This is a genomic window from Bacteroides xylanisolvens, from assembly GCF_018289135.1.
In the GTDB taxonomy this organism is placed as follows: Bacteria; Bacteroidota; Bacteroidia; order Bacteroidales; family Bacteroidaceae; genus Bacteroides; species Bacteroides xylanisolvens.
Map to the genome: position 1 here is coordinate 4,726,289 of NZ_CP072216.1, position 23,553 is coordinate 4,749,841.

At 42.2% G+C, this 23,553-nt stretch carries 27 protein-coding genes and 1 tRNA gene; 21 read left to right on the forward strand and 7 right to left on the reverse strand.

What is annotated here, in order from left to right; translation table 11 throughout:
• The 4 genes from INE92_RS19715 to folK are packed head-to-tail and all read left to right on the forward strand — an operon-like array spanning position 1 to position 3,138.
• Positions 1 to 855 carry an undecaprenyl-diphosphate phosphatase gene (locus INE92_RS19715; RefSeq protein ID WP_004322592.1) on the forward strand — a complete coding sequence of 285 codons (855 nt, stop codon included), beginning with the start codon at positions 1 to 3 and terminating at the stop codon, positions 853 to 855.
• Positions 855 to 1,577: a tRNA pseudouridine(55) synthase TruB gene (gene truB / locus INE92_RS19720; RefSeq protein ID WP_004298886.1), complete on the forward strand. Its 723-nt coding sequence runs from the start codon at positions 855 to 857 to the stop codon at positions 1,575 to 1,577. The genes INE92_RS19715 and truB overlap by 1 nt, the downstream gene beginning before the upstream one ends.
• Positions 1,578 to 1,594: 17 nt before the next feature.
• Positions 1,595 to 2,653, forward strand: a complete 1,059-nt coding sequence (gene queA / locus INE92_RS19725; RefSeq protein WP_004298889.1) for a tRNA preQ1(34) S-adenosylmethionine ribosyltransferase-isomerase QueA — start codon at positions 1,595 to 1,597, stop codon at positions 2,651 to 2,653.
• Positions 2,653 to 3,138, forward strand: coding sequence for a 2-amino-4-hydroxy-6-hydroxymethyldihydropteridine diphosphokinase (gene folK, locus INE92_RS19730; protein WP_004307794.1), 486 nt, complete (start codon positions 2,653 to 2,655; stop codon positions 3,136 to 3,138). Before queA ends, folK begins: the two co-directional genes overlap by 1 nt.
• Here the strand turns inward: folK and INE92_RS19735 are convergent.
• Positions 3,113 to 3,301, reverse strand: a complete 189-nt coding sequence (locus INE92_RS19735; protein ID WP_004302899.1) for a hypothetical protein — start codon at positions 3,299 to 3,301, stop codon at positions 3,113 to 3,115. The genes folK and INE92_RS19735 overlap by 26 nt on opposite strands.
• A 230-nt stretch (positions 3,302 to 3,531) precedes the next feature.
• Here INE92_RS19735 and metK point away from each other — a divergent pair, with 230 nt between their 5' ends.
• The 16 genes from metK (at position 3,532) to INE92_RS19815 (ending at position 17,824) form a co-directional block, all read left to right on the forward strand.
• On the forward strand, positions 3,532 to 4,824 hold the full coding sequence (metK, locus tag INE92_RS19740) for a methionine adenosyltransferase (RefSeq protein ID WP_004298895.1): 1,293 nt from the start codon (positions 3,532 to 3,534) through the stop codon (positions 4,822 to 4,824).
• Between the two features lie 182 nt (positions 4,825 to 5,006).
• Positions 5,007 to 6,674 carry a tetratricopeptide repeat protein gene (locus INE92_RS19745; RefSeq protein WP_211421235.1) on the forward strand — a complete coding sequence of 556 codons (1,668 nt, stop codon included), beginning with the start codon at positions 5,007 to 5,009 and terminating at the stop codon, positions 6,672 to 6,674.
• A 126-nt stretch (positions 6,675 to 6,800) separates the two neighbouring features.
• Positions 6,801 to 7,172, forward strand: a complete 372-nt coding sequence (locus INE92_RS19750; RefSeq protein ID WP_008641569.1) for a DUF3244 domain-containing protein — start codon at positions 6,801 to 6,803, stop codon at positions 7,170 to 7,172.
• 500 nt (positions 7,173 to 7,672) lie between these two features.
• Positions 7,673 to 8,260, forward strand: a complete 588-nt coding sequence (locus tag INE92_RS19755) for an LOG family protein (RefSeq protein ID WP_032841920.1) — start codon at positions 7,673 to 7,675, stop codon at positions 8,258 to 8,260.
• Positions 8,257 to 9,090 carry a DUF4271 domain-containing protein gene (locus tag INE92_RS19760; protein ID WP_008641572.1) on the forward strand — a complete coding sequence of 278 codons (834 nt, stop codon included), beginning with the start codon at positions 8,257 to 8,259 and terminating at the stop codon, positions 9,088 to 9,090. Before INE92_RS19755 ends, INE92_RS19760 begins: the two co-directional genes overlap by 4 nt.
• 4 nt (positions 9,091 to 9,094) lie before the next feature.
• The gene (locus INE92_RS19765) at positions 9,095 to 9,841 is read left to right on the forward strand and encodes a uroporphyrinogen-III synthase (RefSeq protein WP_008023747.1); all 747 of its coding nucleotides are present in this window, start codon (positions 9,095 to 9,097) and stop codon (positions 9,839 to 9,841) included.
• Between the two features lie 5 nt (positions 9,842 to 9,846).
• Positions 9,847 to 10,236, forward strand: a complete 390-nt coding sequence (gene rnpA, locus INE92_RS19770) for a ribonuclease P protein component (protein ID WP_009040713.1) — start codon at positions 9,847 to 9,849, stop codon at positions 10,234 to 10,236.
• The gene (gene yidD / locus INE92_RS19775; protein ID WP_008641574.1) at positions 10,233 to 10,508 is read left to right on the forward strand and encodes a membrane protein insertion efficiency factor YidD; all 276 of its coding nucleotides are present in this window, start codon (positions 10,233 to 10,235) and stop codon (positions 10,506 to 10,508) included. Before rnpA ends, yidD begins: the two co-directional genes overlap by 4 nt.
• 24 nt (positions 10,509 to 10,532) lie before the next feature.
• Positions 10,533 to 11,219 carry a TatD family hydrolase gene (locus INE92_RS19780; RefSeq protein ID WP_008641575.1) on the forward strand — a complete coding sequence of 229 codons (687 nt, stop codon included), beginning with the start codon at positions 10,533 to 10,535 and terminating at the stop codon, positions 11,217 to 11,219.
• An 87-nt stretch (positions 11,220 to 11,306) separates the two neighbouring features.
• Positions 11,307 to 12,599 (forward strand): tyrosine--tRNA ligase, encoded by a 1,293-nt coding sequence (tyrS, locus tag INE92_RS19785; protein WP_008641576.1) that lies wholly within the window; start codon positions 11,307 to 11,309, stop codon positions 12,597 to 12,599.
• Between the two features lie 107 nt (positions 12,600 to 12,706).
• A tRNA-Gln gene (locus INE92_RS19790) sits at positions 12,707 to 12,777 on the forward strand.
• 119 nt (positions 12,778 to 12,896) lie between these two features.
• Positions 12,897 to 13,268, forward strand: a complete 372-nt coding sequence (locus INE92_RS19795; protein WP_008640050.1) for an ISAon1 family transposase N-terminal region protein — start codon at positions 12,897 to 12,899, stop codon at positions 13,266 to 13,268.
• Positions 13,269 to 13,308: 40 nt separating this feature from the next.
• The gene (locus INE92_RS19800) at positions 13,309 to 14,244 is read left to right on the forward strand and encodes an ISAon1 family transposase (protein ID WP_008025715.1); all 936 of its coding nucleotides are present in this window, start codon (positions 13,309 to 13,311) and stop codon (positions 14,242 to 14,244) included.
• Positions 14,245 to 14,637: 393 nt separating this feature from the next.
• Positions 14,638 to 15,480, forward strand: coding sequence for a 5-dehydro-4-deoxy-D-glucuronate isomerase (gene kduI / locus INE92_RS19805; RefSeq protein WP_004307807.1), 843 nt, complete (start codon positions 14,638 to 14,640; stop codon positions 15,478 to 15,480).
• A gap of 40 nt (positions 15,481 to 15,520) precedes the next feature.
• Positions 15,521 to 16,324 (forward strand): gluconate 5-dehydrogenase, encoded by an 804-nt coding sequence (locus INE92_RS19810; protein ID WP_004313702.1) that lies wholly within the window; start codon positions 15,521 to 15,523, stop codon positions 16,322 to 16,324.
• A gap of 258 nt (positions 16,325 to 16,582) precedes the next feature.
• A complete protein-coding gene (locus INE92_RS19815; protein WP_015531954.1) occupies positions 16,583 to 17,824 on the forward strand; it encodes a DUF4861 domain-containing protein in 1,242 nt (413 codons plus the stop codon).
• Positions 17,825 to 17,941: 117 nt separating this feature from the next.
• On the opposite strand, the gene INE92_RS19820 is transcribed toward INE92_RS19815, so the two are convergent.
• The 5 genes from INE92_RS19820 to INE92_RS19840 form a co-directional block, all read right to left on the reverse strand.
• Complete coding sequence (locus INE92_RS19820; protein WP_008641580.1) at positions 17,942 to 18,412, reverse strand: lipocalin-like domain-containing protein; 471 nt, start codon at positions 18,410 to 18,412, stop codon at positions 17,942 to 17,944.
• 49 nt (positions 18,413 to 18,461) lie between these two features.
• Entirely contained in the window at positions 18,462 to 19,181 is a 720-nt protein-coding gene (locus INE92_RS19825) for a hypothetical protein (RefSeq protein ID WP_008641583.1), read from the reverse strand.
• Between the two features lie 105 nt (positions 19,182 to 19,286).
• Positions 19,287 to 19,922: an outer membrane beta-barrel protein gene (locus INE92_RS19830; RefSeq protein ID WP_008641585.1), complete on the reverse strand. Its 636-nt coding sequence runs from the start codon at positions 19,920 to 19,922 to the stop codon at positions 19,287 to 19,289.
• A 20-nt stretch (positions 19,923 to 19,942) separates the two neighbouring features.
• Positions 19,943 to 20,434 carry a hypothetical protein gene (locus INE92_RS19835; protein ID WP_008641587.1) on the reverse strand — a complete coding sequence of 164 codons (492 nt, stop codon included), beginning with the start codon at positions 20,432 to 20,434 and terminating at the stop codon, positions 19,943 to 19,945.
• A gap of 99 nt (positions 20,435 to 20,533) precedes the next feature.
• The gene (locus INE92_RS19840; protein ID WP_004313711.1) at positions 20,534 to 20,764 is read right to left on the reverse strand and encodes a hypothetical protein; all 231 of its coding nucleotides are present in this window, start codon (positions 20,762 to 20,764) and stop codon (positions 20,534 to 20,536) included.
• A 384-nt stretch (positions 20,765 to 21,148) separates the two neighbouring features.
• Here INE92_RS19840 and INE92_RS19845 point away from each other — a divergent pair, with 384 nt between their 5' ends.
• Entirely contained in the window at positions 21,149 to 22,222 is a 1,074-nt protein-coding gene (locus INE92_RS19845) for an IS110 family RNA-guided transposase (protein WP_211421236.1), read from the forward strand.
• Between the two features lie 635 nt (positions 22,223 to 22,857).
• Here the strand turns inward: INE92_RS19845 and INE92_RS19850 are convergent.
• Positions 22,858 to 23,472: a polysaccharide deacetylase family protein gene (locus tag INE92_RS19850; protein WP_008641592.1), complete on the reverse strand. Its 615-nt coding sequence runs from the start codon at positions 23,470 to 23,472 to the stop codon at positions 22,858 to 22,860.
• Between the last annotated feature and the right edge of the window lie 81 nt (positions 23,473 to 23,553).

The window sequence follows — 23,553 nt, forward strand, 5'->3', positions numbered from 1 at the left end:
ATGGGGGATTTAACAACATTTGAGACGATTATTATTGCTATTGTAGAAGGGTTGACAGAGTTTCTACCGGTTTCTTCTACAGGACACATGATTATTACACAAAACATATTAGGAGTAGAAAGTACAGAATTTGTAAAAGCATTTACTGTAATTATTCAGTTTGGCGCAATTCTTTCAGTTGTCTGCCTTTACTGGAAACGCTTTTTCCGGTTGAACCATACACCGGCTCCTGCAGGCGCTTCCGCTTTGAAGTGTTTTCTGCATAAATTCGATTTTTACTGGAAACTGCTGGTTGCTTTTATTCCTGCTGCAATTTTGGGTTTCCTGTTTAGCGATAAGATAGACGAGATGCTGGAAAGTGTAGCGATAGTGGCAGTGATGCTGGTAATCGGTGGTATATTCATGCTGTTTTGCGATAAGATTTTTTCGAAGGGAAGTGAAGATACCGTGCTGACTGAAAAAAAGGCATTCAATATCGGTTTGTTTCAGTGTATTGCTATGATACCGGGAGTATCCCGTTCGATGGCTACCATTGTCGGAGGTATGGCCCAGAAGCTGACTCGTAAGGATGCTGCCGAATTTTCATTCTTTCTTGCCGTGCCAACTATGTTTGCGGCAACCGGTTACAAGGTGTTGAAACTCTTCCTGGATGGTGGCACCGAGATTCTTGTCAACAACATGCCGGCACTTATTATCGGTAATGTGGTGGCTTTTGTCGTTGCTTTGCTGGCTATCAAGTTCTTTATTAGCTTTGTTACGAAATATGGCTTTAAGGCGTTTGGCTGGTATAGAATTATTGTTGGCGGAACCATTCTGGTAATGCTGCTGCTTGGATACAACTTAGAAATTGGCTGATGAATTTTAAAAAGGGAGAAGTACTGTTTTTCAATAAACCTTTCGGATGGACTTCATTTAAAGTAGTAGGGCACGCCCGCTATCATATTTGCCGTCGGATCGGAGTGAAAAAACTAAAAGTCGGGCATGCCGGAACACTGGACCCTCTTGCAACAGGGGTGATGATTGTATGTACAGGCAAGGCAACCAAACGAATAGAAGAGTTTCAATATCATACGAAGGAGTACGTAGCAACGTTGCGCTTGGGCGCTACTACCCCGTCATACGATTTGGAACATGAAATAGATGCCACCTACCCTACCGAGCATATCACAAGGGAACTGGTGGAAGAAGTGCTGACGCACTTTATCGGTGCCATCGATCAGGTCCCCCCTGCCTTCTCTGCCTGTATGGTAGACGGCAAGCGTGCTTATGAACTGGCCCGGAAAGGAGAAGAAGTCGAACTAAAAGCAAAACAGCTTGTTATCGACGAGATTGAATTGCTGGAATGTCGCCTGGATGATCCGGAACCGATGATTCAAATCCGTGTCGTATGCAGCAAAGGGACTTATATCCGCGCCTTGGCCCGCGACATCGGCGAAGCACTCCATAGCGGAGCTCACCTGACAGGATTGATCCGTACCCGTGTAGGTGATGTCCGGTTGGAAGACTGTCTGAATCCCGAACACTTTAAAGAGTGGATCGACGGACAGGAGATAGAAAATGAGGAAGAAAATAATTAACGTAATAAGGAATAGATATGAAATTATCACAATTCAAATTTAAGTTACCCGAGGATAAGATCGCTCTACATCCTATGAAATATAGGGATGAGTCTCGTTTGATGGTATTGCATCGTAATACAGGTAAGATTGAGCACAAGATGTTCAAAGATGTGTTGGACTACTTTGATGATAAAGATGTGTTTATATTCAACGATACGAAGGTATTCCCTGCCCGCTTGTATGGTAACAAGGAAAAGACAGGTGCTCGTATCGAAGTATTCTTGTTGCGTGAGTTGAATGAAGAGCTTCGTTTGTGGGACGTATTGGTCGATCCGGCACGTAAGATACGTATCGGTAACAAGCTGTATTTCGGGCCGGACGATTCAATGGTGGCTGAAGTGATTGATAACACCACTTCTCGCGGACGTACGCTCCGTTTTCTTTATGACGGACCTCATGACGAGTTCAAAAAGGCACTGTATTCTCTGGGTGAAACTCCACTCCCCCATTCTATTATCAACCGTCCCGTAGAACCGGAAGATGCTGAACGCTTCCAGTCTATTTTTGCAAAGAACGAGGGTGCGGTGACTGCTCCGACTGCTAGTTTGCACTTCAGCCGTGAGTTGATGAAACGTCTGGAAATCAAAGGTGTGGACTTTGCATATATCACTTTGCACGCTGGTCTGGGTAACTTCCGCGACATCGACGTAGAGGACTTGACGAAGCATAAGATGGATTCGGAACAAATGTTTGTAAACGAAATGGCGGTGAAAACCGTGAATCGTGCCAAAGATAACGGTAGAAATGTATGTGCGGTAGGTACGACAGTGATGCGTGCTATTGAAAGTGCAGTCAGCACTGACGGACATCTCAAGGAATTTGAAGGATGGACTAACAAGTTTATCTTCCCTCCGTATGAATTTACCGTAGCCAATTCAATGATTTCCAATTTCCACATGCCACTTTCTACCTTACTGATGATTGTAGCTGCTTTTGGTGGTTATGACCAGGTGATGGATGCTTATCATGTAGCATTGAAAGAAGGTTACCGTTTCGGCACGTATGGAGATGCAATGCTGATTTTGGACAAATAATGGCAAAAGTTTATCTGGGACTCGGCACTAATCTTGGGGATAAAGAACAAAATCTTCGGGATGCCGTGCAAAAAATAGAAGAGCAGGTAGGGAAAATAGTTTCCCTGTCTGCTTTTTACGTTACTGCTCCTTGGGGATTTTCTTCCGATAACAGTTTCCTGAATGCGGCGGTTTGTGTAGATACCGAATTGGCTCCCATAGACGTTTTACAGAGAACGCAGGCGATTGAACAGGAATTGGGACGTACGAAGAAATCCGTCAACGGCATATATAGCGACCGCCTGATTGATATTGATCTGTTGCTTTATGGTGATTTGATACTTTCCACCACTTCTCCTTCAGGAGCAAAGTTGATCCTCCCCCATCCGTTGATGGCAGAACGTGACTTCGTCATGAAACCACTGGCGGAAATTGCTCCCGGATTAGTGCATCCGGTACTTGGAAAAACGATGAAGGAGCTTACTTCTTCTTTTTCTCCGCAATAAATACCGGTAAATAGGCAATGCATCCTATCAATACTGCATACAGCAAATGAATCTCCTGAAACGGCTTATCGATGAAATGGCAGACAATGGCATAGATGGCAATCGTGAAGCCTATATAAAGAGCCAGCACCAAAAGCGTTTTTAATTTCTTATTTAGAATCATTATAAATCTATTTATGTGTTAAATACGTGGCAAAGATACTCATTATCTCCGAAATCTCTTTATCTTTGCAACCGAAATGAAAGTGTGGACAGATTTGAGTAGCTTGCAACCACGGAAAAAAATGCTAAAACACGTCTGATTGACGCCTTTCGGTTTATCCTTTGCAGCACTCGCCTCTCCTACTCTCTCTCATTTTTTAATTTTCAATTTTTAATTCTTAATTTAAAAAGATGGGATACTTATTTACATCCGAATCGGTGTCAGAAGGACACCCCGACAAGGTGGCCGATCAAATATCGGATGCCGTGCTTGACAAACTGTTGGCTTACGACCCCAGTTCGAAAGTAGCTTGCGAAACACTAGTGACTACCGGACAAGTGGTGCTAGCGGGTGAAGTGAAAACAAAAGCGTACGTTGACCTCCAGCTCATCGCGCGCGAAGTGATTAAGAAAATCGGTTATACCAAAGGAGAGTACATGTTCGAAAGTAACTCTTGTGGCGTACTTTCCGCTATTCATGAGCAAAGTCCCGATATCAACCGTGGTGTAGAGCGTCAGGACCCGATGGAACAGGGTGCAGGCGACCAGGGTATGATGTTTGGCTACGCTACCAATGAAACGGAAAACTATATGCCGCTTTCTCTTGATCTGGCACACCGCATTCTGCAAGTGCTGGCCGACATTCGTCGTGAAGGAAAGGTGATGACTTACCTCCGCCCCGATGCCAAAAGCCAGGTTACTATCGAATATGATGACAACGGAACTCCTGTTCGCATCGATACAATCGTTGTTTCTACGCAACATGATGACTTTATCCAACCGGAAGATGATTCTCAAGCCGCCCAGCTGAAAGCTGACGAAGAAATGCTGTCTATCATCCGCCGTGATGTGATTGAAATTCTGATGCCTCGTGTCATTGCTTCTATCCATCACGATAAAGTGTTGGCACTGTTTAATGATAAAATCATTTATCATGTGAATCCTACGGGCAAGTTCGTAATTGGTGGTCCTCACGGAGATACCGGTTTGACAGGTCGTAAGATTATCGTTGATACTTATGGTGGTAAAGGTGCTCACGGTGGTGGTGCTTTCTCCGGAAAAGATCCTAGCAAGGTAGACCGTAGTGCAGCTTATGCAGCACGCCATATCGCAAAGAATATGGTTGCGGCAGGTGTAGCAGATGAAATGCTTGTACAGGTGAGCTATGCTATCGGTGTGGCTCGTCCGATCAATATTTTTGTAGATACTTATGGCCGTTCCCACGTCAACATGACGGATGGTGAGATTGCCCGCGTTATCGATCAGTTGTTCGATCTTCGCCCGAAAGCAATCGAAGAACGTCTGAAACTTCGTAATCCTATTTATCAGGAAACAGCCGCTTATGGTCACATGGGACGTGAACCGCAAGTGATAACGAAGAAGTTTTCTTCTCGTTACGAAGGAGATAAAACAGTGGAAGTGGAACTCTTTACATGGGAGAAACTCGACTACGTAGATAAAATTAAAGCTGCTTTTGGTCTGTAAAACAGTCTGAAAGCGAGCTTGGCTCATTCGATAAGAGCCACAATCTCAACTCCTTCTAGTAGGATATGAGGTTGTGGCTCTTGATTTTAAATAAGTTATATTTAAATAAATGTTTTTTGGCTACTAAGTATGTTTTATCGGAAATTGCTACTTTTGTATCGTAAAATAAAACAGACTGCTAAATGAAAACAAGATGTTGTTGTTCTAAACGCTATTTATTGGTGTTCTCTATTTTACTTGTCAGCGTAGGTAGCATTTTTATGTCTGTCTCTCTTTCTTCCTGTTCCTCTCCTTCAGTGAAGAATCAATTGTTATTATGCGCTGATTCATTAATGGAGACATATCCAGATAGTGCTTTGTCTATTTTGGAATCAATTACTTATCCACAGAAGATGCCACGTGCTGACCGGACGCTTTATGCGCTACTGCTCACACAGGCACGGCATAAAAACTATATTGCTTTAGAGGATGATTCGTTGATAAAAACGGCTGTTGACTATTATGGCGATAAGAAGAAAAGTCTGCGTGCTGCAAAGGCTCATTATTACTGGGGAGCTATTTATAGCGAGAAAGGATATGCCTCATTTGCCGTCGAAGAATATCTGACGGCAATTCGATTGATGCCTGTTAGGAATGAATTCTTAGCAATGATTTATGATAATCTTGCAGAATGTTATGAAGAGGATCGTTTGTACAATGTAGCAATAGAAAACTATCGTGCGGCTTATCAGATATTGAAAGGCAAAGATGAACAGACATATCCGATGAGAGGGATTGCGCGTGTGTTTTTATTGCAAAATGAAAAGGATAGTGCATTATATTATTATCAACAAGCTCTTGATTGTGCATTGGCAGATCAAGATTCTAGTTTGATAGGAGCTCTTTATCACGATTTAGCTATGGTTTATAGTGAGAAAAAGGATTATATTCAAGCAGATAAATTTGTGTCGAAAGCAATTCTATTACAGGGGCAGGATGCTATTAATACTTGTTTGTCAAAGGCTCAAATTATGTTGAATCTGAATAAACTAGATTCTGCCAGTTATTTTTTTAGTAAGAACATGGATGAGCTTGATATTTATGGAAAGGCCGTTTGTTATGATGGTATGTATCAGATAGCGAAGAGAAAGGGAGAGTGGAAAACTGCAACAGAGAATATGGATGCTTATAAGATACTTTATGATTCTATGCAGATTATGACTGATAATGAGGAGCTAAACCGCCTTATGGATAAACATCAACTGGAAGAGCATAAAAGATTATTGTCAGAGCATACTAGAACGCTAATTTTTAGTTTGATTACTGCATTTTCTTCTTTAATGATTATATGTGTTTTCTGTTTTATGTGGAACGACAGAAAAAGGAAAAAGCATTATATAGCTCTACAGCATGAATTGACCCAAAAACGAGTGGATACTATGCTGTTAAAAGAAGAAGAGCTTTCTGAATCTAATAAGGAACATATAGATAAGAAAAGATCGGAATTGACCGAACAACAGATTCAATTATGTATATCAGTACTTAAAACAACTGATTGCTACGATCAATTGGAAGCGTTGGAGAGAGCAACTCCTAAACAGTTATTGGTGATGCGTAGCTTGAGGAAGGAAATACGTTCTGATATTTCTAATGCATTTGTTGATGTGATGATGAACTTAAAAGAACGTTATCCTGCTTTAACTGGTGATGATGTGTTTTTTTGTGTTCTTTCATTACTTTGTTGCTCAAAAACTGTTGTAATGGAGTTAATGGATGCCACATCAGATGCTCTTAAAACACGTAAAAATCGCATAAAGAATAAAATGGATGCACAAATTTTTGAGCGTGTGTTTGGTGTTGATAATCAGTGAGATGTGATACGAACTTTTTGCTTGTTTTATTTTTTAATGAATGTCTGTTACCATTGTTACCACATAATAATCGTTTCTTTTGCTTCATCTGTGTATTTTTGAAGCGAAATTTTAAACCCATTTATTATGAAAGCTAAATTCTTACCTTTTTTATTGTTGGCTGTTTTACTTCAAGTGAGTACGTTTTCCTTTGCAGATGAAATGATATCTGCGCGTGAAATCAGATTGAAAAATAAAACTAAGGTACAACATCGGTCTATTCCTGTTACTCCTGAAGCTTTTATTGAAAACTCATTATTGTCTATTGATCTTCTTTCTACTGTTCCTGTTGTGACTGTTATTATAAAAGATGCAGAAACAGAAGAAGTTGTTTATACTTCTACTGATTTAAATGTAAATAAGGTTTATGTCGATCTTGCTGGTGAGGAAAAAGGTAAATATATCTTGGAAATACAGCTTTCGGAGGAGGCCTTTACCGGAGATTTTGAATTAGAATAAATCTTTGAAATATATATTATTTGCAACTAACATAATGATGATATACCTAAATCATTAACTGATGAAGCCCCGCTGTTGAAATATATGGCGCATTGCTGAAATGGCGATTAGATGACCGAAAGGGGAAAGATCGGTAAATTCTATCCGTGGGCTTAATAAACCTTGTGAAAGGCGCATAAAGGTATATTGAAACGTAGAATTAAAATCACTTTTTTAAATTGTATGCTGAATACTACTGGTAGGGTGTTCGAATGATTTTATGATTCGAATAATAAAGTTCATTCAGCAACAATTTGATACACCTGTTAGTAGATGAGATATCTGTGATAGATGTATTCTTTGTGAGAAAGGTTCTTGGACTTCTGGATAAGGAGTCCAAGATTTTTTTTATAGGGATAGATAAATGTAGAGATAAAAATGATCTCTGATTAAGTTGAATGTGAATAACGGAATTTTTTCGTAATTTTGCCTTCTCGATATAATAATGGATAGTGATGAAGATGAATCAGATAAATTCCGTATGTGTATATAGCGCTTCCAGTACCAAGATAGACGCTGTTTATTTCCAAGCAGCCGATACTCTCGGGCGTTTGCTTGCCGAACACCGTATTCGTTTGATAAATGGAGCCGGAAGTATTGGCCTGATGCGTTCTGTGGCAGATGCTGTATTGAAAAATGGTGGTGAGGTGACAGGTGTGATTCCTCGTTTTATGGTGGAGCAAAACTGGCATCATACGGGATTGACAGAACTGATTGAAGTAGAATCCATGCACGAACGCAAGCGGAAGATGGCAGATTTGAGCGATGGTATTATTGCTTTGCCCGGTGGATGCGGTACCCTTGAAGAACTGCTGGAGATTATTACCTGGAAACAATTGGGATTATATCTCAATCCGATTGTAATCCTCAATATAAACGGATTCTTCGATCCACTCCTCGAAATGCTTGAAAAAGCTATTGATGAGAACTTTATGCGCCGGCAGCATGGCGATATATGGAAAGTGGCGCAGACGCCGGAAGAAGCGGTTCAATTGCTTTATGAAACTCCTGTATGGGACATTTCCATTCGTAAATTTGCAGCGATATGATAGGCGACACACTAAGTTCCCGAAGTGCGGATACGCTGTCCCTTCTTCGGCAGAACCAGACTAGTCCGGCAAAGGCGGACACTGATAGTCTGCAGTTGGTTGATCTTCATGCTGTGCAAGAAGTTGATTCCGGCTTTGAGGGGACACCTATCTCCTACTCTCCCCGCACGGACGATGCCATTGCGTTGACCTTGCTGGCTTGCTTCTTTCTTTCCTCCATAGCCTTGGCGCGCGGAAAGAAATTTCTCTCCCAACAGGTGAAAGACTTTGTATTGCACCGTGAACGAACGAGTATTTTTGATAGTTCTACGGCAGCCGATGTGCGTTATCTCCTTGTGCTTGTGTTGCAGACTTGTGTCTTGTCGGGTATCACATTTCTCAATTATTTTCATGATACATGCCCTGCTTTGATGAACCGGGTATCCCCCCTCCTTTTGCTGGGTATCTACGTTGGATTCTGCCTTGCTTATTTCTTACTAAAATGGCTGATTTACATGTTTCTTGGGTGGACGTTTTTTGATAAAAATAAGACAAATATATGGCTGGAATCCTATTCTGCGCTCATATATTATGTCGGATTTGCCCTCTTTCCATTCGTTCTTTTTCTAGTTTATTTTGATTTAAGTCTCACAAATTTGGTCATAATTGGGGCTATTATTTTAATTTTCACTAAAATATTGATGTTTTATAAGTGGATAAAGCTTTTTTTTCATCAATTTAGCGGGCTTTTCCTATTAATTTTGTACTTTTGCGCTCTTGAAATAGTACCTTGTTTGCTACTCTATCAAGGTATGATTCAAATGAACAATATTTTGCTAATAAAATTTTAGGACGTTGAAAATTAAAAAAGTACTAGTGTCGCAGCCTAAGCCTGCGTCAGAGAAATCTCCCTATTACGACATAGCTGAAAAGTATGGCGTTAAAATAGATTTCCGACCATTTATTAAGGTTGAAAGTCTTTCGGCGAAAGAATTTCGGCAACAGAAAATTTCGATTCTCGACCACACTGCCGTAATATTCACTTCGCGCCATGCTATTGACCATTTTTTCACTTTGTGTACTGAATTGCGCGTGACAATTCCCGAAACGATGAAGTATTTCTGCGTGACGGAAGCTGTTGCATTGTATATTCAGAAATATGTGCAATACCGCAAGCGTAAGATCTTCTTCGGAGCTACCGGAAAGATTGAGGACCTGATACCTTCCATTGTGAAGCATAAAACGGAGAAATATCTCGTTCCGATGTCAGACGTACACAATGACGATGTGAAAAACTTGCTCGACAAGAATAACATTCAGCATACAGAAGCTGTGATGTACCGTACAGTGAGCAACGACTTTACACCGGACGAGGAGTTTGATTATGACATGTTAGTGTTCTTCAGCCCTGCCGGAGTGACTTCATTGAAGAAGAACTTCCCTGATTTTAATCAGAGAGAGATTAAGATCGGCACTTTCGGCTCTACTACCGCACAGGCTGTACGTGACGCAGGTCTCCGTCTGGACCTTGAAGCTCCTACGGTGCAGGCTCCGTCAATGACTGCCGCACTTGATATGTTTATCAGAGAAAACAATAAATAAACAGAGTGGGTATATATACTTTGTGTAAAGCCGAAAGGCTGAATAGTAAAATTTTGATCGGAAAGATGTTTGAAGGCGGCGTTTCGAAGTCGTTTTCCATCTTTCCGATACGCGTTGTATATATGCCTGTTGAGCAGGGCGAGGCTCCTGCTTCTATATTAATCAGTGTATCGAAACGTCGTTTTAAACGAGCGGTGAAACGCAACCGTGTGAAACGTCAGATACGCGAAGCCTACCGGAAGAACAAATCTCTCCTGGTGGACGAATTGCAACGCCGGGAGCAGCGGTTAGCCGTTGCCTTTATCTATCTGTCGGACGAGCTTATTGCAACTTCCGAATTGGAAGAAAAGATGAAAATAGCGCTTGCGCGCATCTCTGAAAAACTATCCTCATGAAACCTCGTAACTCCCGGATATCTGCCCTGTGGGTATTCGTAACGGGAATTTTGAGGAAAGTATTCTCTTTCTTGTTGCTTGTTCCCATCTACTTTTACCGGGTTTGTATTTCGCCTCTTACTCCTCCCTCTTGTCGATTCACGCCAACTTGTTCGGCTTATGCCGTCGAAGCAATTAAGAAACACGGTCCCGTAAAGGGGCTTTATCTCGCTGTGCGGCGCATTTTGCGATGCCATCCCTGGGGTGGCTCCGGCTATGATCCCGTACCTTGAAGCAACTAAAATGAGAAATAGAAGATGAAAAAGAATGTGACTGACATTTTGGATATTCATACTCATAAACTGGAGGCCGATTCTCTGGGAAAATCTATCGTGAATTATCCGCTGTTGGCGGACTCTCCATTGTATATGCCTTTCGCAGGAGATGTGGAAGTGGATAGGGGATATTATTATTCTGTCGGCATTCATCCCTGGGAGTTGACAGAGCATAATGCCGGACAGCTTTTGGATTATCTTAAGCAGCAGTTGCGGAAAAAGCAGTTTGTCGCCGTAGGAGAAGCGGGATTGGATAAATTGGCAGTAGCTTCAATGGAACTTCAGTTAACGGTGTTTAAAGCGCAGGTGAGGCTGTCGGAAGAGTATGGTTTGCCGTTGATTATCCACTGCGTGAAAGCAATGGACGAGCTGTTAGCAGTGAAAAAAGAATTTCGTCCCCAACAAGCTTGGATATGGCATGGTTTCCGTGGAAAAACGGAGCAGGCGGTGCAGTTGCTAAAGAAGGGCTTTTATCTTTCTTTGGGAGAGTATTATTCTGATGAAACGATGCAGACAGTACCCGACGAACGGTTGTTTCTGGAAACGGACAACAGTTCGCTTGATATTGAAGATATCCTGTGTCGGGCAGCCAAAGTGCGTGGGGTAGAAGTGGAAGTGTTGCGTGAGACGATCCGCCGAAATATCCAAAATGTCTTTTTTAGGGCATAAGAGTTGTATCTTCCGAGAAAGAGTCGTACTTTTGTCGCACATGGGATTGAAATACAATAAAAAACAACTAATTAATAGAGTAATACGATGAATTTTGTAGAAGAATTGAGATGGCGTGGCATGTTGCAGGACATCATGCCGGGAACAGAAGAGTTGTTAAGCAAAGAGCAGGTGACTGCCTATTTGGGTATCGACCCGACTGCTGATTCGCTACACATTGGTCACCTTTGTGGAGTGATGATCCTTCGTCATTTCCAACGCTGCGGTCATAAGCCGTTGGCACTGATCGGTGGCGCTACAGGTATGATTGGAGACCCTTCCGGAAAATCAGCAGAACGTAACCTGCTGAACGAGGAAACATTGCGTCACAATCAGGCATGTATCAAGAAACAGCTTGCCAAGTTCCTCGACTTCGAGTCGGATGTGCCTAACCGTGCCGAACTGGTGAACAATTATGACTGGATGAAAGATTTCACTTTCCTCGATTTTGCTCGCGAAGTAGGTAAGCACATTACTGTGAACTATATGATGGCAAAAGACTCTGTAAAACGCCGTCTGAATGGTGAAGCGCGTGATGGATTGTCATTTACCGAGTTCACTTATCAGTTGCTTCAAGGATATGACTTCCTTCATTTGTATGAAACAAAGGGCTGTAAGCTTCAGATGGGTGGTTCTGACCAATGGGGAAACATTACTACCGGTGCCGAATTGATCCGCCGTACCAATGGGGGAGAGGTGTTCGCACTGACTTGCCCGCTGATTACAAAAGCTGACGGCGGTAAGTTTGGTAAAACAGAATCCGGAAATATCTGGCTGGACCCTCGCTATACTTCACCTTACAAGTTCTATCAATTCTGGCTGAATGTAAGCGACTCCGATGCCGAGCGTTATATCAAAATCTTCACTTCTATCGAAAAAGAAGAAATTGAAGCACTGATTGCCGAACATCAGGCTGCTCCGCACTTGCGTCTCCTTCAGAAACGTCTGGCTAAAGAAGTAACTGTGATGGTTCACTCGGAAGAAGATTATAACGCAGCGGTTGACGCATCCAATATTTTGTTTGGTAATGCTACTTCCGACGCTTTGCGCAAATTGGACGAGGATACATTGCTGGCTGTATTTGAAGGAGTACCCCAATTTGAGATTTCCCGTGATGCGTTGGCAGAAGGAGTGAAGGCAGTAGATTTGTTCGTCGATAATGCGGCTGTATTTGCTTCGAAAGGTGAGATGCGTAAGTTGGTTCAAGGCGGTGGCGTTTCATTGAACAAAGAGAAACTAACGGCCTTTGATCAGGTAATCACAACTGCTGACTTGCTCGATGAAAAATATCTGCTTGTTCAGCGCGGTAAAAAGAACTATTTTTTGCTGATTGCAAAGTAATAATGCACGATTCACTCGATAGAATGTAAAAAAGTGAACGAAATATTTGGAGGTTTGCTTGCAAACCTCTATCTTTGCACCGCTTTTTAACAGAAAGCACATAAGTTTGGACTATGGTGTAATGGTAGCACAACAGGTTTTGGTTCTGTTTGTCCAAGTTCGAATCTTGGTAGTCCAACGAAGAAAAGCCCCGAAAGAGACATCTTTCGGGGTTTTTCTTTCGTGACTCTGAAGTCGTCGTTTTTGGGCTCAGTCTGAAACCTTGGGGGATTGCGTTAAAATTCTTATTTTTGCATCATGAAAACATCCTCTTCCCAAACGATTGATCCTGTTGCTTCTTTAAGCTTGTTCTTGCCTTCAGGAATCCTTGATTACTTTACCCTAGTCAATCATGTTTCTCAGGATACTTGCTTTATTCTTTATCTAGAGGAGAAAGCCACTATTCCTGCTGAGTACTCTGATCTCCATCTTCACTCAAAAGGTTTCCTCCCTGAGATTGAAGTTCAGGACTTCCCTATCCGTGGTAAAGCCGTTTATTTACGTATCAAGCGTCGTCGCTGGGAAGATCCATCCACTGGGCAGACATATAGTCGTGACTGGAGTTTGGTAGCCACCGGTACTCGCATAACCGCTGAGTTCGGTGCTTTTTTAAAAGAATTACTTAGATAATCACGCCGTTAGCTGCCAAAGTGTAGCTGAGCATTACTGTATGGATGGCAAACAGCTTCAAAGCCAATATAAAGACCACCTGAGTGACTTCCAGAATTGGGATCAGAGAGCACATGCCCAAGAGTATATCCTTTATCCAAAGAATATGGGTTATCACCTATGTATTGACGAAACGGCTTTAAGTAAGGGAGATCTTTATACCATCTTAATAAATAGAGATAAGCGAGGTAGGAAAGGTTCTATTATAGCTGTAATTCAGGGCACTAAAACCGATGATATCATTGCGGTACTTACAAAGATGCCACAGGAGCTGCGTAATCAGGTCAAAGAAATTACACTGGATATGGCCGGGAGCATGCAAAAGATTGCCAAAACGTGCTTTCCACGTGCCATGCAGGTGATTGATAGGTTTCATGTACAAAAACTTGTATACGAAGCTGTACAAGAGTTGCGCATTACATATAGATGGCAAGTGATAAAAGAGGAGAATAAAGCTATGAAAGCGGCAAAAGAGAAGGGGGAAGTATATAAAGCAGAAGAACTCGAAAACGGAGATACACTCAGGCAATTATTGGCCAGAAGCAGATATTTATTATTTAAATCACCTGATAAATGGACCAAGAGTCAGAAAATCAGGGCAGAATTACTTTTCAAGCAGTTTGAAGATATTAAGCACGTATATTACTACTCATTGGAGTTGGGAAAGATCTTTTCCACAAACTATGACAAGGATGTAGCAAGAGCAAAGCTGGCACTATGGTATAATAAGATTGAAGAATATGGATACGATACATTCACAACAGTAGCAAACTCTATTGAGAATCATTATGAAAGGATTCTGAACTTCTTTGTGAACAGGAGTACAAATGCAGCAGCGGAAGCATTTAATGCTAAAATCAAAGCATTTAGGGCATCATTTAGAGGAGTAGTGGATATGAGCTTCTTCCTTTTTAGGCTAGCAAAGGTATATGCATGAAGGGAATTGACTAAACTTAATCCCCCAAGAATTACAACTGAGCCCGTTTTTGTATATCCTTATAAAATTGAAGTATATAGGGGATCAGCGTATATAGAATTCATTAATCTTATTTTATTCGTTATATTGACTATTTTAATGCTTATCGTGTTGGTCGTTGAATAGCTTGTATTTTATTATAGAAGGTTCAAACTGTATTAGGTAGAAATCTCTCCCAAATCGTATTATAGTTCGTTAAAAAAGTGTACATTGCACAGATTCTGGACATTTTTGGTGGATAATTGGAACAAAATTGCAAGGTAAACCCGTTTTCTTTTGCTATTTTTGCATCGTGTACGTAAACGAAGTGTACGTAGAAAGAGAACTTATTCAATAACTATAAATAAATAAGGTATGAAAACGAACTATGAAATTCGCTATGCTGCGCATCCTGAAGATGCAAAAAGTTATGATACTACAAGAATCCGCAGAGATTTCTTAATTGAAAAGATATTTGTCCCCAATGAAGTAAATATGGTATATTCCATGTACGACCGTATGGTGGTAGGTGGTGCGCTGCCGGTAGGAGAGGTGCTGACGCTCGAAGCAATCGATCCGCTGAAAGCTCCGTTCTTCCTTACCCGTCGCGAAATGGGTATCTACAATGTTGGTGGTCCCGGTATTGTGAAAGCAGGCGACGCGGAGTTCGAACTGGACTATAAAGAAGCTCTTTATCTGGGTTCGGGCGACCGTGAAGTGACTTTCGAAAGCAAAGACGCTGCTCATCCTGCCAAATTCTACTTCAACTCACTGACTGCACATCGCAATTATCCCGACCGTAAGGTGACGAAAGCCGATGCCGTAGTAGCTGAAATGGGTTCTTTGGAAGGCTCCAACCACCGTAATATCAATAAGATGCTGGTGAATCAGGTGTTGCCCACCTGCCAGTTGCAGATGGGTATGACGGAACTGGCTCCGGGAAGTGTCTGGAATACGATGCCGGCCCACGTACACAGCCGTCGTATGGAAGCCTACTTCTATTTCGAGATTCCCGAAGATCATGCTATCTGCCACTTTATGGGTGAGGTAGGCGAAACACGTCACGTATGGATGAAAGGCGATCAGGCTGTTCTTTCGCCCGAATGGTCTATCCACTCGGCTGCTGCTACCCACAACTATACCTTTATCTGGGGAATGGGTGGTGAGAACCTCGACTATGGCGATCAGGACTTCTCGTTGATTACAGATTTGAAATAACAAATCCAATAGTTTTCCTAATTTAATAATAAAAAGAATTATGAATCAGTATTTGAATTTTTCTTTGGAAGGTAAAGTAGCGCTCGTTACAGGTGCTTCTTATGGTATCGGTTTTGCTATTGCTTCTGCATTCGCAGAACAAGGCGCTAAAGTTTGTTTTAACGACATCAATCAAGAGTTGGTAGACAAAGGAATGGCTGCATACGCTGCAAAAGGTATCAAAGCTCACGGTTATGTATGCGACGTGACAGACGAACCGGCTGTTCAGGCTATGGTTGCTACAATTGCCAAAGAAGTAGGTACAATTGATATCCTTGTAAATAATGCAGGTATTATCCGTCGTGTTCCTATGCACGAGATGGATGCTGCTGATTTCCGTCGTGTAATCGACATCGACTTGAATGCTCCGTTCATCGTTGCTAAGGCTGTTCTTCCTGCTATGATGGAAAAACGTGCTGGTAAAATCATCAACATCTGCTCAATGATGTCCGAACTGGGTCGTGAAACTGTATCTGCTTACGCTGCCGCTAAGGGTGGACTGAAGATGCTGACTCGCAATATCTGCTCTGAATATGGTGAATACAACATTCAGTGTAACGGTATCGGCCCGGGTTACATCGCTACTCCGCAAACTGCTCCTCTTCGTGAGAAACAAGCAGACGGAAGCCGTCACCCATTCGATTCATTCATCTGCGCCAAGACTCCTGCCGGTCGTTGGTTGGATCCTGAAGAACTGACAGGTCCTGCTGTATTCCTTGCTTCTGAAGCTTCTAACGCTGTCAACGGCCACGTTCTTTATGTAGATGGTGGTATCCTTGCTTATATCGGAAAACAGCCGAAATAATGTAAGATAGAAGAGATTCCGATAAGGTGATAGAATGGCAAAGAGCATCCTCTTTTCATCTGTCACCTTATTTTTTATCATTCCCTTTGCAGGAGCTATAGGACCGACTTATTGGACATATATGCCCAACGTGTTGAACATATATATCCAACACGTTGGATATATATAGCTGATGCGTTGGATCTATATATCCAACAGATGCGGATATAATAGCCTCTATTTGCAAAGTATATATTATTCATTCAATGTAGACTAATTATGAAAAAGATATTAATTCTGTTTGCTGTAGTCTTGATAGGGTTTGCTTCTTGTGCCGACAGTAAACAGTCAATGACAATCACAGTGACCAATCCGCTGGCTCTTGAACGGGTGGGGGAGATGGTTGAAGTGCCGATGAGCGATGTTGTTGCCAAGTTGAAACTGGCAGATACAGCGCAGATTGTAGTGCTTGATGTTGACGGTCAGCAAGTGCCTTATCAGGTGACGTATGACGAAAAGGTTGTTTTCCCCGCTACGGTAGAAGCGAACGGAACGGCTGTTTACACTATTCAACCGGGTACACCGGCACCTTTCGATGTCGTTGCTTGCGGTAAGTACTACCCCGAACGTCTGGACGACGTTGCCTGGGAGAATGATCTTGGCGGATTCCGTGCGTATGGCCCTGCTTTGCAAGCCCGCGGAGAGCGTGGTTTCGGCTACGACCTTTTCACGAAGTACAACACAACGGAGCCGATTCTGGAATCTCTCTATGCGGAAGAACTGAATCCTGAAAAGCGTGCCAAGATAGCTGAATTGAAAAAGACAGATCCTAAAGCTGCCTCCGAACTACAAAAAGCTATCTCTTACCATATCGATCATGGATATGGCATGGATTGCTATGCCGTAGGACCTACGTTGGGTGCCGGTGTTGCTGCTCTGATGGCGGGTGACACTATTATCTATCCTTACTGCTATCGTACACAGGAAATCCTTGATAATGGTCCGCTGCGTTTCACGGTGAAGCTGGAATTTAATCCGCTGGTAGTTCGTGGAGACTCTAATGTAGTGGAGACTCGTGTAATCTCACTGGATGCAGGTTCTTATCTCAACAAAACGATTGTTTCATATACCAATCTGAAAGAAGCAATGCCGGTGACTACCGGACTTGTGTTGCGTGAACCGGACGGTGCGACTGTGGCAGATGCTGCCAATGGCTATATCACTTACGTGGATCCTACAACAGATCGTAGCGGTGCAAACGGCAAGATATTTGTCGGTGCTGCATTTCCTGCACAGGTGAAAGAAGCGAAAGTGGTTTTTCTTTCTGAAAAGGAAAAGAAAGAACGTGGCGGGGCCGACGGTCACGTTTTGGCTATCAGCGAATATGAGCCGGGTTCTGAATATACTTATTATTGGGGTTCTGCCTGGGATAAGGCTGCTATTAAGACTCCGGATGCCTGGAATAAATATATGGCTGAATATGCGCAGAAGTTGCGCACACCGCTGACAGTGGCATATTGATGTGTTGAATTGCTTTTCCAATAGATTAAGCAAAGGTTTCTTTTCACCAAAGAAACCTTTGCTTAATTTTATCTTCCTGAAAAAGAAAGAAAGTTTTTATGTTATAACGCCTTTGAATTATCTCGTAAAAGCGTGTTGTTCGTAATATTCGTATGTTGTTCCGTCTTCTTTCTCTTTTTCACGAAGTTCATAGACTAATTCATTTTCTGTCATTGTGGTCACTATCCACACTTCTGTGTAATTATCCTCTTCAGTGTCGATGAGAGTCAGCTTATTACCGGAGTAGCTCCATGTACCATGATAATAATTAGTACTTCCGGAGGAGTTGTAGACATCTTTTTCTACATACGTACCGTCTTCCTTGAACTCTATGGAATAACGGTTGGTTCCATTTACAAAATCTTCTTTAGAGTCACTTACCTTTTCACCATCTTCCCATTCTTGTGAAAGATAATACACTCCATTCCATGTTCCTAACAATAAATCGCGTGAACCGACAGCGTCGTCATCGTCGTCGCCACAGGAATAAATGCTGAACGACAGTAATACTGCAACTATGCAAACAGTTGCTTTCCAGATTGTTTTCATAATAAATTGTTTTAATTGTTTGATTTTGAGATGATTCGTTTTTTAGACTCTATTTGATAATAGTTTCCACATGTCCGTCCTTGAAGAACAGGTAGAACGAGCTGGAATACATCCATTGTACTTCTCCATTTGATTCTTGAATAGTCTGCGGTTTGCCGAAAGCCAGTAGACATTCATCTTCCGTCATGCCTTTCACCGGCTTGTTGATGTTGATTTCATTCCAGTGAGTAATCGGTGAAAGCTGGTTCGTTATGATGAAGTCGAACATTTTGTTCAATACTTGCGATTCAACCTGTACGAAATCATCCATGATTTCTTTGTGAGATGCTTTCTTGTCCGGTTGTAGCTTCTCCATAGGAGTGATTTTTTTCATTATCACTGCTGATGACTCTATCCGTATATTGGAAAGATAATAGACCAGTTTACCGTCCTTTACTTGAAACAGGGCTTTGCAATAGTAAGTATTCTTTTGGCTTGAGTCTGCCTGCGAGGCAAGTATCAGATCGCAACTGAAGTTTTTAGCCGGTACGTTGACCTCCGCTATTCCTTCCCGTAACTGTGGGCAGACATTCTTGACGATCCATAGCAGTGCATTAGCGTAGATGTTTTCGTCTTGCATATCGCTGAAAGGGGTAAATCCGCTGACCACATATTTATTGCCGTCTGCACTGACAGGATAGCTCTTTTTCTGTTCGGTGAAAGTCTGTGCTGTTAGTGGGATAATTCCTAGCAGTAGATACAAGATTACCAGAAATTGTCGTTTGGTCATCATATTCCGTTCTTTTTAAGAAAACAGCATCCACGGCCCTTTTTGTGAAAAGAAAAGATCGTGGACGCTGAATAAATAATATGGTTTATTGAGGTTTGGTTGTCCTTAGAAGGCAATACCCAGACGAATCATAAAGTTACTGGTTTTGAATCCGTCGGCATCGCTGAATGCATCTATAAATCCGCGTTGGTAGGTGAGATCCAGATTGAAACGGTCATACCAGACTCCTACGCCGATATTCATACCGGCATCAAAATGATTGTAGTCAACCTCCATATAATCTGCATAATCACCCCAACTGATGCTTTCTCCATCTTCTTTCATTTTGCTTGTGTAATCGTAACTAGCGAAGACTCCTACATGCGGGTCGATACGGACGTTGTCCGCCACAGCAAATTTCCATCCGAATGTGAACGGAGAATATTGTATGTTGTGAGCCATACATTTCGTGTCGTCCACTTTGAAACCACGGGAGCCAAGTCCAAACTCCATCCCCCAGTATCCTCCTGTACTGCCTAAAGGCTTCTGATAACCAAATGTTGCGTTATATCCGATGTTTGAATCAGCTCCTTCGGCCCCGTCACCGGAGAAATTCATGATATTCAAACCTGCACGCAAGAACCATTGTGTGCTGCTGGCTTGCTTCTCTGTTTTGACGATTGCGCTTCTGGATGATACGATTTGCGCTTGAGTTCCTACGCACAATAAGAGTGCGGCAACCATTGATAGTACTTTTTTCATTGTTATTGATATTTTAGTGATTAATTCTTATTCTTAACGACGGGCGCTATCTGGCTTTTTCCATCTGTGGGTGATAACTTTTGCAGACGTATCCATTCATAATCTTCTTTTGTGGCCGGATGCCAGTTGACGAAGATGCCGGGATAACCTACTACTGTAACCGTGTATCCCCCTGTTTTTTCATTATCTTCCACTTTGAAAGTGGCTCCCATGATGACATCGCAGTTGTATTTGATGGTGGACAGATACGTCCCCCATGCACGGATGTTGTCAAGTTCTCCTTTCATGGCGATTTCCACTTCCTCTTTGCTTAGTGTCCATTCATCCTTGATCCGTCCCTTATCTTCCAGTATTTTCACCTCGACAACTGTAGGTTTGACACAAACTTCAGTAACTGCATCACCTGCACGTGCCTGTGCGTCGCGAAACTTGAAGACCGTCTTTTGCGCATGGGCTCCGACGGCACAACCGACAACCAGAGTAATAATCAGAAATAGTTTTTTCGTTTTCATGTCCTTTTGTGATTATATGTTAATATGCCTGCAAAGGTATGCGAAAGGAGTATACTACCGGGTGAAAACATAGTTCCAAGAACGATACGAAATTGTATCCTATTTGGATACACTGGGGAAGCTTCCGGTGTTGATGCTGTCGGACAGATCACGGAAGAAATCGTGGCCGAGGATGTAGGAGATGCGCCAGAGCAGGTGGATGTCGATATTCTCTTTCCGGAATATCTTGTAAACATTGGGGCGTGTGCAGCATAGTTGGGTAGCGAACCAGGTGACGGTGCGTCCCTGTTCGTGAAGCGTGCGTTCAATAAGTTGTCCCGCATGAATCATGTGCCTATTCTGCTTATGTGTGTCCCCCGGATTCCCGTTGGGCGGACAATTCAATCTATTGTTGACAGGAATATATAGAAAAGGCTCTAAGTTTGCAGTTAATAGATAAGAGGTCGGAAATTTATTTTAAAAAAGTCAAGCGAGACGAATAATTACCTCCGCATCTTATCAGGAAAATATCAGTCTTATTATCTTTGTTGTATTAAGATAAAGACTGATAGGCGGGAAGAGGACACCATAAAAGAGAAAGCACTTGAGGCTAGCCCACGTAACGGCCTCTCTCCGCCAAGCTGCAAAGCTCCGATAGAATATCAAGGTTGCGAGCCTATTTAGAGTTTAGAGTTCAAACAGCTTTTACCAGTCTTAGAAAAGTACAGCAAAAATATGAAAAAATTATTTATTGGAATTGATTTTTCAAAGGAGAAACTTGACGCGACGATAATTCTCGCATGTGGAATGAACGAAATAGGCTCCCGTGAGTATGGGTGTTTCCCAAATAACACTACGGGCTACCGCAAGTTATGTAATTGGGTTAAAACAAACGCTTGGAATACAATTGCTGAGGAATGGCTATTCTGTGGAGAAGACACAGGTTCATGTAGTATAGGACTGAGCAAATGGCTTTACAGAAAAGGCTATGACATATGGATTGAGAACGCTTACGCCATAAAACATAGCAGTGGTATCCAGCGTGTGAAAAACGATAAGGCGGACTCAGCAATCATTGCTGAATACGCATGGAGGCAACAGGACAAGGTTGTACCCTTTGAACCATTGAATGAATCCCTTGCGCAACTAAGGGAGATTTTCCTCTATAGGCATAAGCTAGTTGGGCAAAGAGTGGCAATGGAATTACGAAAAGAGGACAAATCACAATCAAACAAGTCAAAAGCAATATCCTTCATCAACCGCAAGAGCAAACACCTTATTGCGGAGATAAACAAAACAATTGCCGAATGCGATAAGGCCATTGATAGCATAATAGAGGCGGATGAGGAACTGAAAGAAAATTATGCTATTATAACCTCAATAAAAGGCGTAGCCAGGCAAAACGCAACCTGTATGTTGGTCTACACAAACAACTTCAAAAAATTCGGATATGACCCAAGAAAGATTGCATGCTATTATGGAGTTGCCCCCTTTGGTAAACAATCCGGAACGAGTGTAAATACACCTGCTCATACAAGCCATTTCGCCAATAAACTTATTAAATCATTATTAGGACAAGCAGCTCATATAGCCAAAATATATAATCCCGAAATTAGAGATTACTATCAAAGACTGATTAGTAAGGGAAAGAAGCCTCAAGTGGCTTTAAATAATGTCAAGAACAAACTCATAAGAATCATAGTGGCATTAGTCAGGAAGAAAGTACCATATGATCAAAATACATACAAATATTATGAAGAACGAGAAGTTATAGAAAGGAAAAAGAACGAGAAGTTAATTTATTGTTAAACGGAATAAGAGATTAGGATATTAGCATAGAATACGTGGGAATCTCTCACCTTCGTCCGTTCCATGTTCAAGGCCTTCGCAATGCCAATTATCGGGAACGAACAACGCAGAAAGCCCACGCCGATATGTACAACACCCGTAGCCCCCCTTTGTTTATCAAAGTGAGGCACGGATGTATATAAATACACATCAGGAGGACGTCTTTGTTGCTGTTAGTCATTCCGATAGGTCAAAGTTTGCGAAGTTTTGAACATAAATGACAAACGCTTGTAAACGTCTTCTCAATATAAACATCTCTCCCTCGCCACCCGGAGGCTTTCTGCGGAAGAGACCGTTGCAAATGTATAAAAAAATACGGATGGAAAGGGTAATGTGAATCAGAAACTTTTTGAATACCGGTTATTTTGCCCTCTTTTTTCCCTTTGCCGGGCGAAATGCGCTTGTACTGACATCTTATAAGAAAGAGGAGTGATCTCCCAATTTCGGGCACGAAACAGGCCTTAAACTACAAAAGCCGGGGCGTAAGACCTCGGCTTATATTTTTATCTTCTTATCAGGGAGCTTTTGGGCTCATTGGAGACTTTTTTCAAAAATCTCTGTTCTTTTCGAAGTTCCTGTTTTCTCAAAGGTTGTTTCTATAACATCTTGAACTCATACCCTTCCTCTTTCAGGAATTCAATGGCACGAGGAAGTGCATATTGCAGGTTACCGTTATTCCAAGACTTCAGTGAATCATGGAAAGTGATGATGGAACCGTTGCGTGCATAGCGCTTCACATTGTTCAATACCTGTTCCGGGCGCATCCGTTTACTATAATCACGAGTTACGAGATCCCACATGATAATGCGGTAATGATAGCGCAAGGTATAATACTGCCGGAACCCCATGTGTCCGTGTGGCGGACGGAAGAGATCGGAATGAATAATTTCGTCTACCTTTCTGGCGTTTGCGAGGTAATCAGGATTAGAATATTCAAATCCACGGATGTGGTTGAAGGTATGGTTACCGATGCGGTGTCCGTGTTCTACCACCATCCGGTATTCATCCGGGTGCTTGCGTATATTGTCGCCTACCATAAAGAAGGTAGCTTTAACATGATGCTTTTCCAATACTTCCAGTACCCAGGGAGTTACTTCAGGGATGGGGCCGTCGTCAAAAGTCAGATAGACTGCCCGTTCATTCGGATCCATCCGGAAGATAGCTTGTGGATACAACGCCCGGAAAAGCCAAGGTGGTTGTTCTATAAACATGAGAGTCTGTGTTAAACAAGTATTAAGTAATAAGTATTAAGTATTATCCATGCGGAAAACATGTCGGAAGCCTATGGTAAT

Excerpts from the sequence above, each read along its gene's own strand:
- INE92_RS19835 (WP_008641587.1), bottom strand. The coding sequence starts at position 20,434 with ATGAAAACGAAAAAACTATTTCTGATTATTACTCTGGTTGTCGGTTGT.
- INE92_RS19750 (WP_008641569.1), top strand. The coding sequence starts at position 6,801 with ATGAAAGCTAAATTCTTACCTTTTTTATTGTTGGCTGTTTTACTTCAA.
- yidD (WP_008641574.1), top strand. The coding sequence starts at position 10,233 with ATGAAACCTCGTAACTCCCGGATATCTGCCCTGTGGGTATTCGTAACG.
- INE92_RS19810 (WP_004313702.1), top strand. The coding sequence starts at position 15,521 with ATGAATCAGTATTTGAATTTTTCTTTGGAAGGTAAAGTAGCGCTCGTT.
- INE92_RS19800 (WP_008025715.1), top strand. The coding sequence starts at position 13,309 with ATGGATGGCAAACAGCTTCAAAGCCAATATAAAGACCACCTGAGTGAC.
- INE92_RS19815 (WP_015531954.1), top strand. The coding sequence starts at position 16,583 with ATGAAAAAGATATTAATTCTGTTTGCTGTAGTCTTGATAGGGTTTGCT.
- INE92_RS19745 (WP_211421235.1), top strand. The coding sequence starts at position 5,007 with ATGAAAACAAGATGTTGTTGTTCTAAACGCTATTTATTGGTGTTCTCT.
- INE92_RS19820 (WP_008641580.1), bottom strand. The coding sequence starts at position 18,412 with ATGAAAACAATCTGGAAAGCAACTGTTTGCATAGTTGCAGTATTACTG.
- INE92_RS19735 (WP_004302899.1), bottom strand. The coding sequence starts at position 3,301 with ATGATTCTAAATAAGAAATTAAAAACGCTTTTGGTGCTGGCTCTTTAT.
- INE92_RS19850 (WP_008641592.1), bottom strand. The coding sequence starts at position 23,472 with ATGTTTATAGAACAACCACCTTGGCTTTTCCGGGCGTTGTATCCACAA.
- INE92_RS19760 (WP_008641572.1), top strand. The coding sequence starts at position 8,257 with ATGATAGGCGACACACTAAGTTCCCGAAGTGCGGATACGCTGTCCCTT.
- INE92_RS19755 (WP_032841920.1), top strand. The coding sequence starts at position 7,673 with ATGAATCAGATAAATTCCGTATGTGTATATAGCGCTTCCAGTACCAAG.
- INE92_RS19780 (WP_008641575.1), top strand. The coding sequence starts at position 10,533 with ATGAAAAAGAATGTGACTGACATTTTGGATATTCATACTCATAAACTG.
- INE92_RS19715 (WP_004322592.1), top strand. The coding sequence starts at position 1 with ATGGGGGATTTAACAACATTTGAGACGATTATTATTGCTATTGTAGAA.
- INE92_RS19825 (WP_008641583.1), bottom strand. The coding sequence starts at position 19,181 with ATGACCAAACGACAATTTCTGGTAATCTTGTATCTACTGCTAGGAATT.
- INE92_RS19795 (WP_008640050.1), top strand. The coding sequence starts at position 12,897 with ATGAAAACATCCTCTTCCCAAACGATTGATCCTGTTGCTTCTTTAAGC.
- truB (WP_004298886.1), top strand. The coding sequence starts at position 855 with ATGAATTTTAAAAAGGGAGAAGTACTGTTTTTCAATAAACCTTTCGGA.
- folK (WP_004307794.1), top strand. The coding sequence starts at position 2,653 with ATGGCAAAAGTTTATCTGGGACTCGGCACTAATCTTGGGGATAAAGAA.
- kduI (WP_004307807.1), top strand. The coding sequence starts at position 14,638 with ATGAAAACGAACTATGAAATTCGCTATGCTGCGCATCCTGAAGATGCA.
- INE92_RS19830 (WP_008641585.1), bottom strand. The coding sequence starts at position 19,922 with ATGAAAAAAGTACTATCAATGGTTGCCGCACTCTTATTGTGCGTAGGA.
- tyrS (WP_008641576.1), top strand. The coding sequence starts at position 11,307 with ATGAATTTTGTAGAAGAATTGAGATGGCGTGGCATGTTGCAGGACATC.
- queA (WP_004298889.1), top strand. The coding sequence starts at position 1,595 with ATGAAATTATCACAATTCAAATTTAAGTTACCCGAGGATAAGATCGCT.
- metK (WP_004298895.1), top strand. The coding sequence starts at position 3,532 with ATGGGATACTTATTTACATCCGAATCGGTGTCAGAAGGACACCCCGAC.
- INE92_RS19845 (WP_211421236.1), top strand. The coding sequence starts at position 21,149 with ATGAAAAAATTATTTATTGGAATTGATTTTTCAAAGGAGAAACTTGAC.
- INE92_RS19840 (WP_004313711.1), bottom strand. The coding sequence starts at position 20,764 with ATGATTCATGCGGGACAACTTATTGAACGCACGCTTCACGAACAGGGA.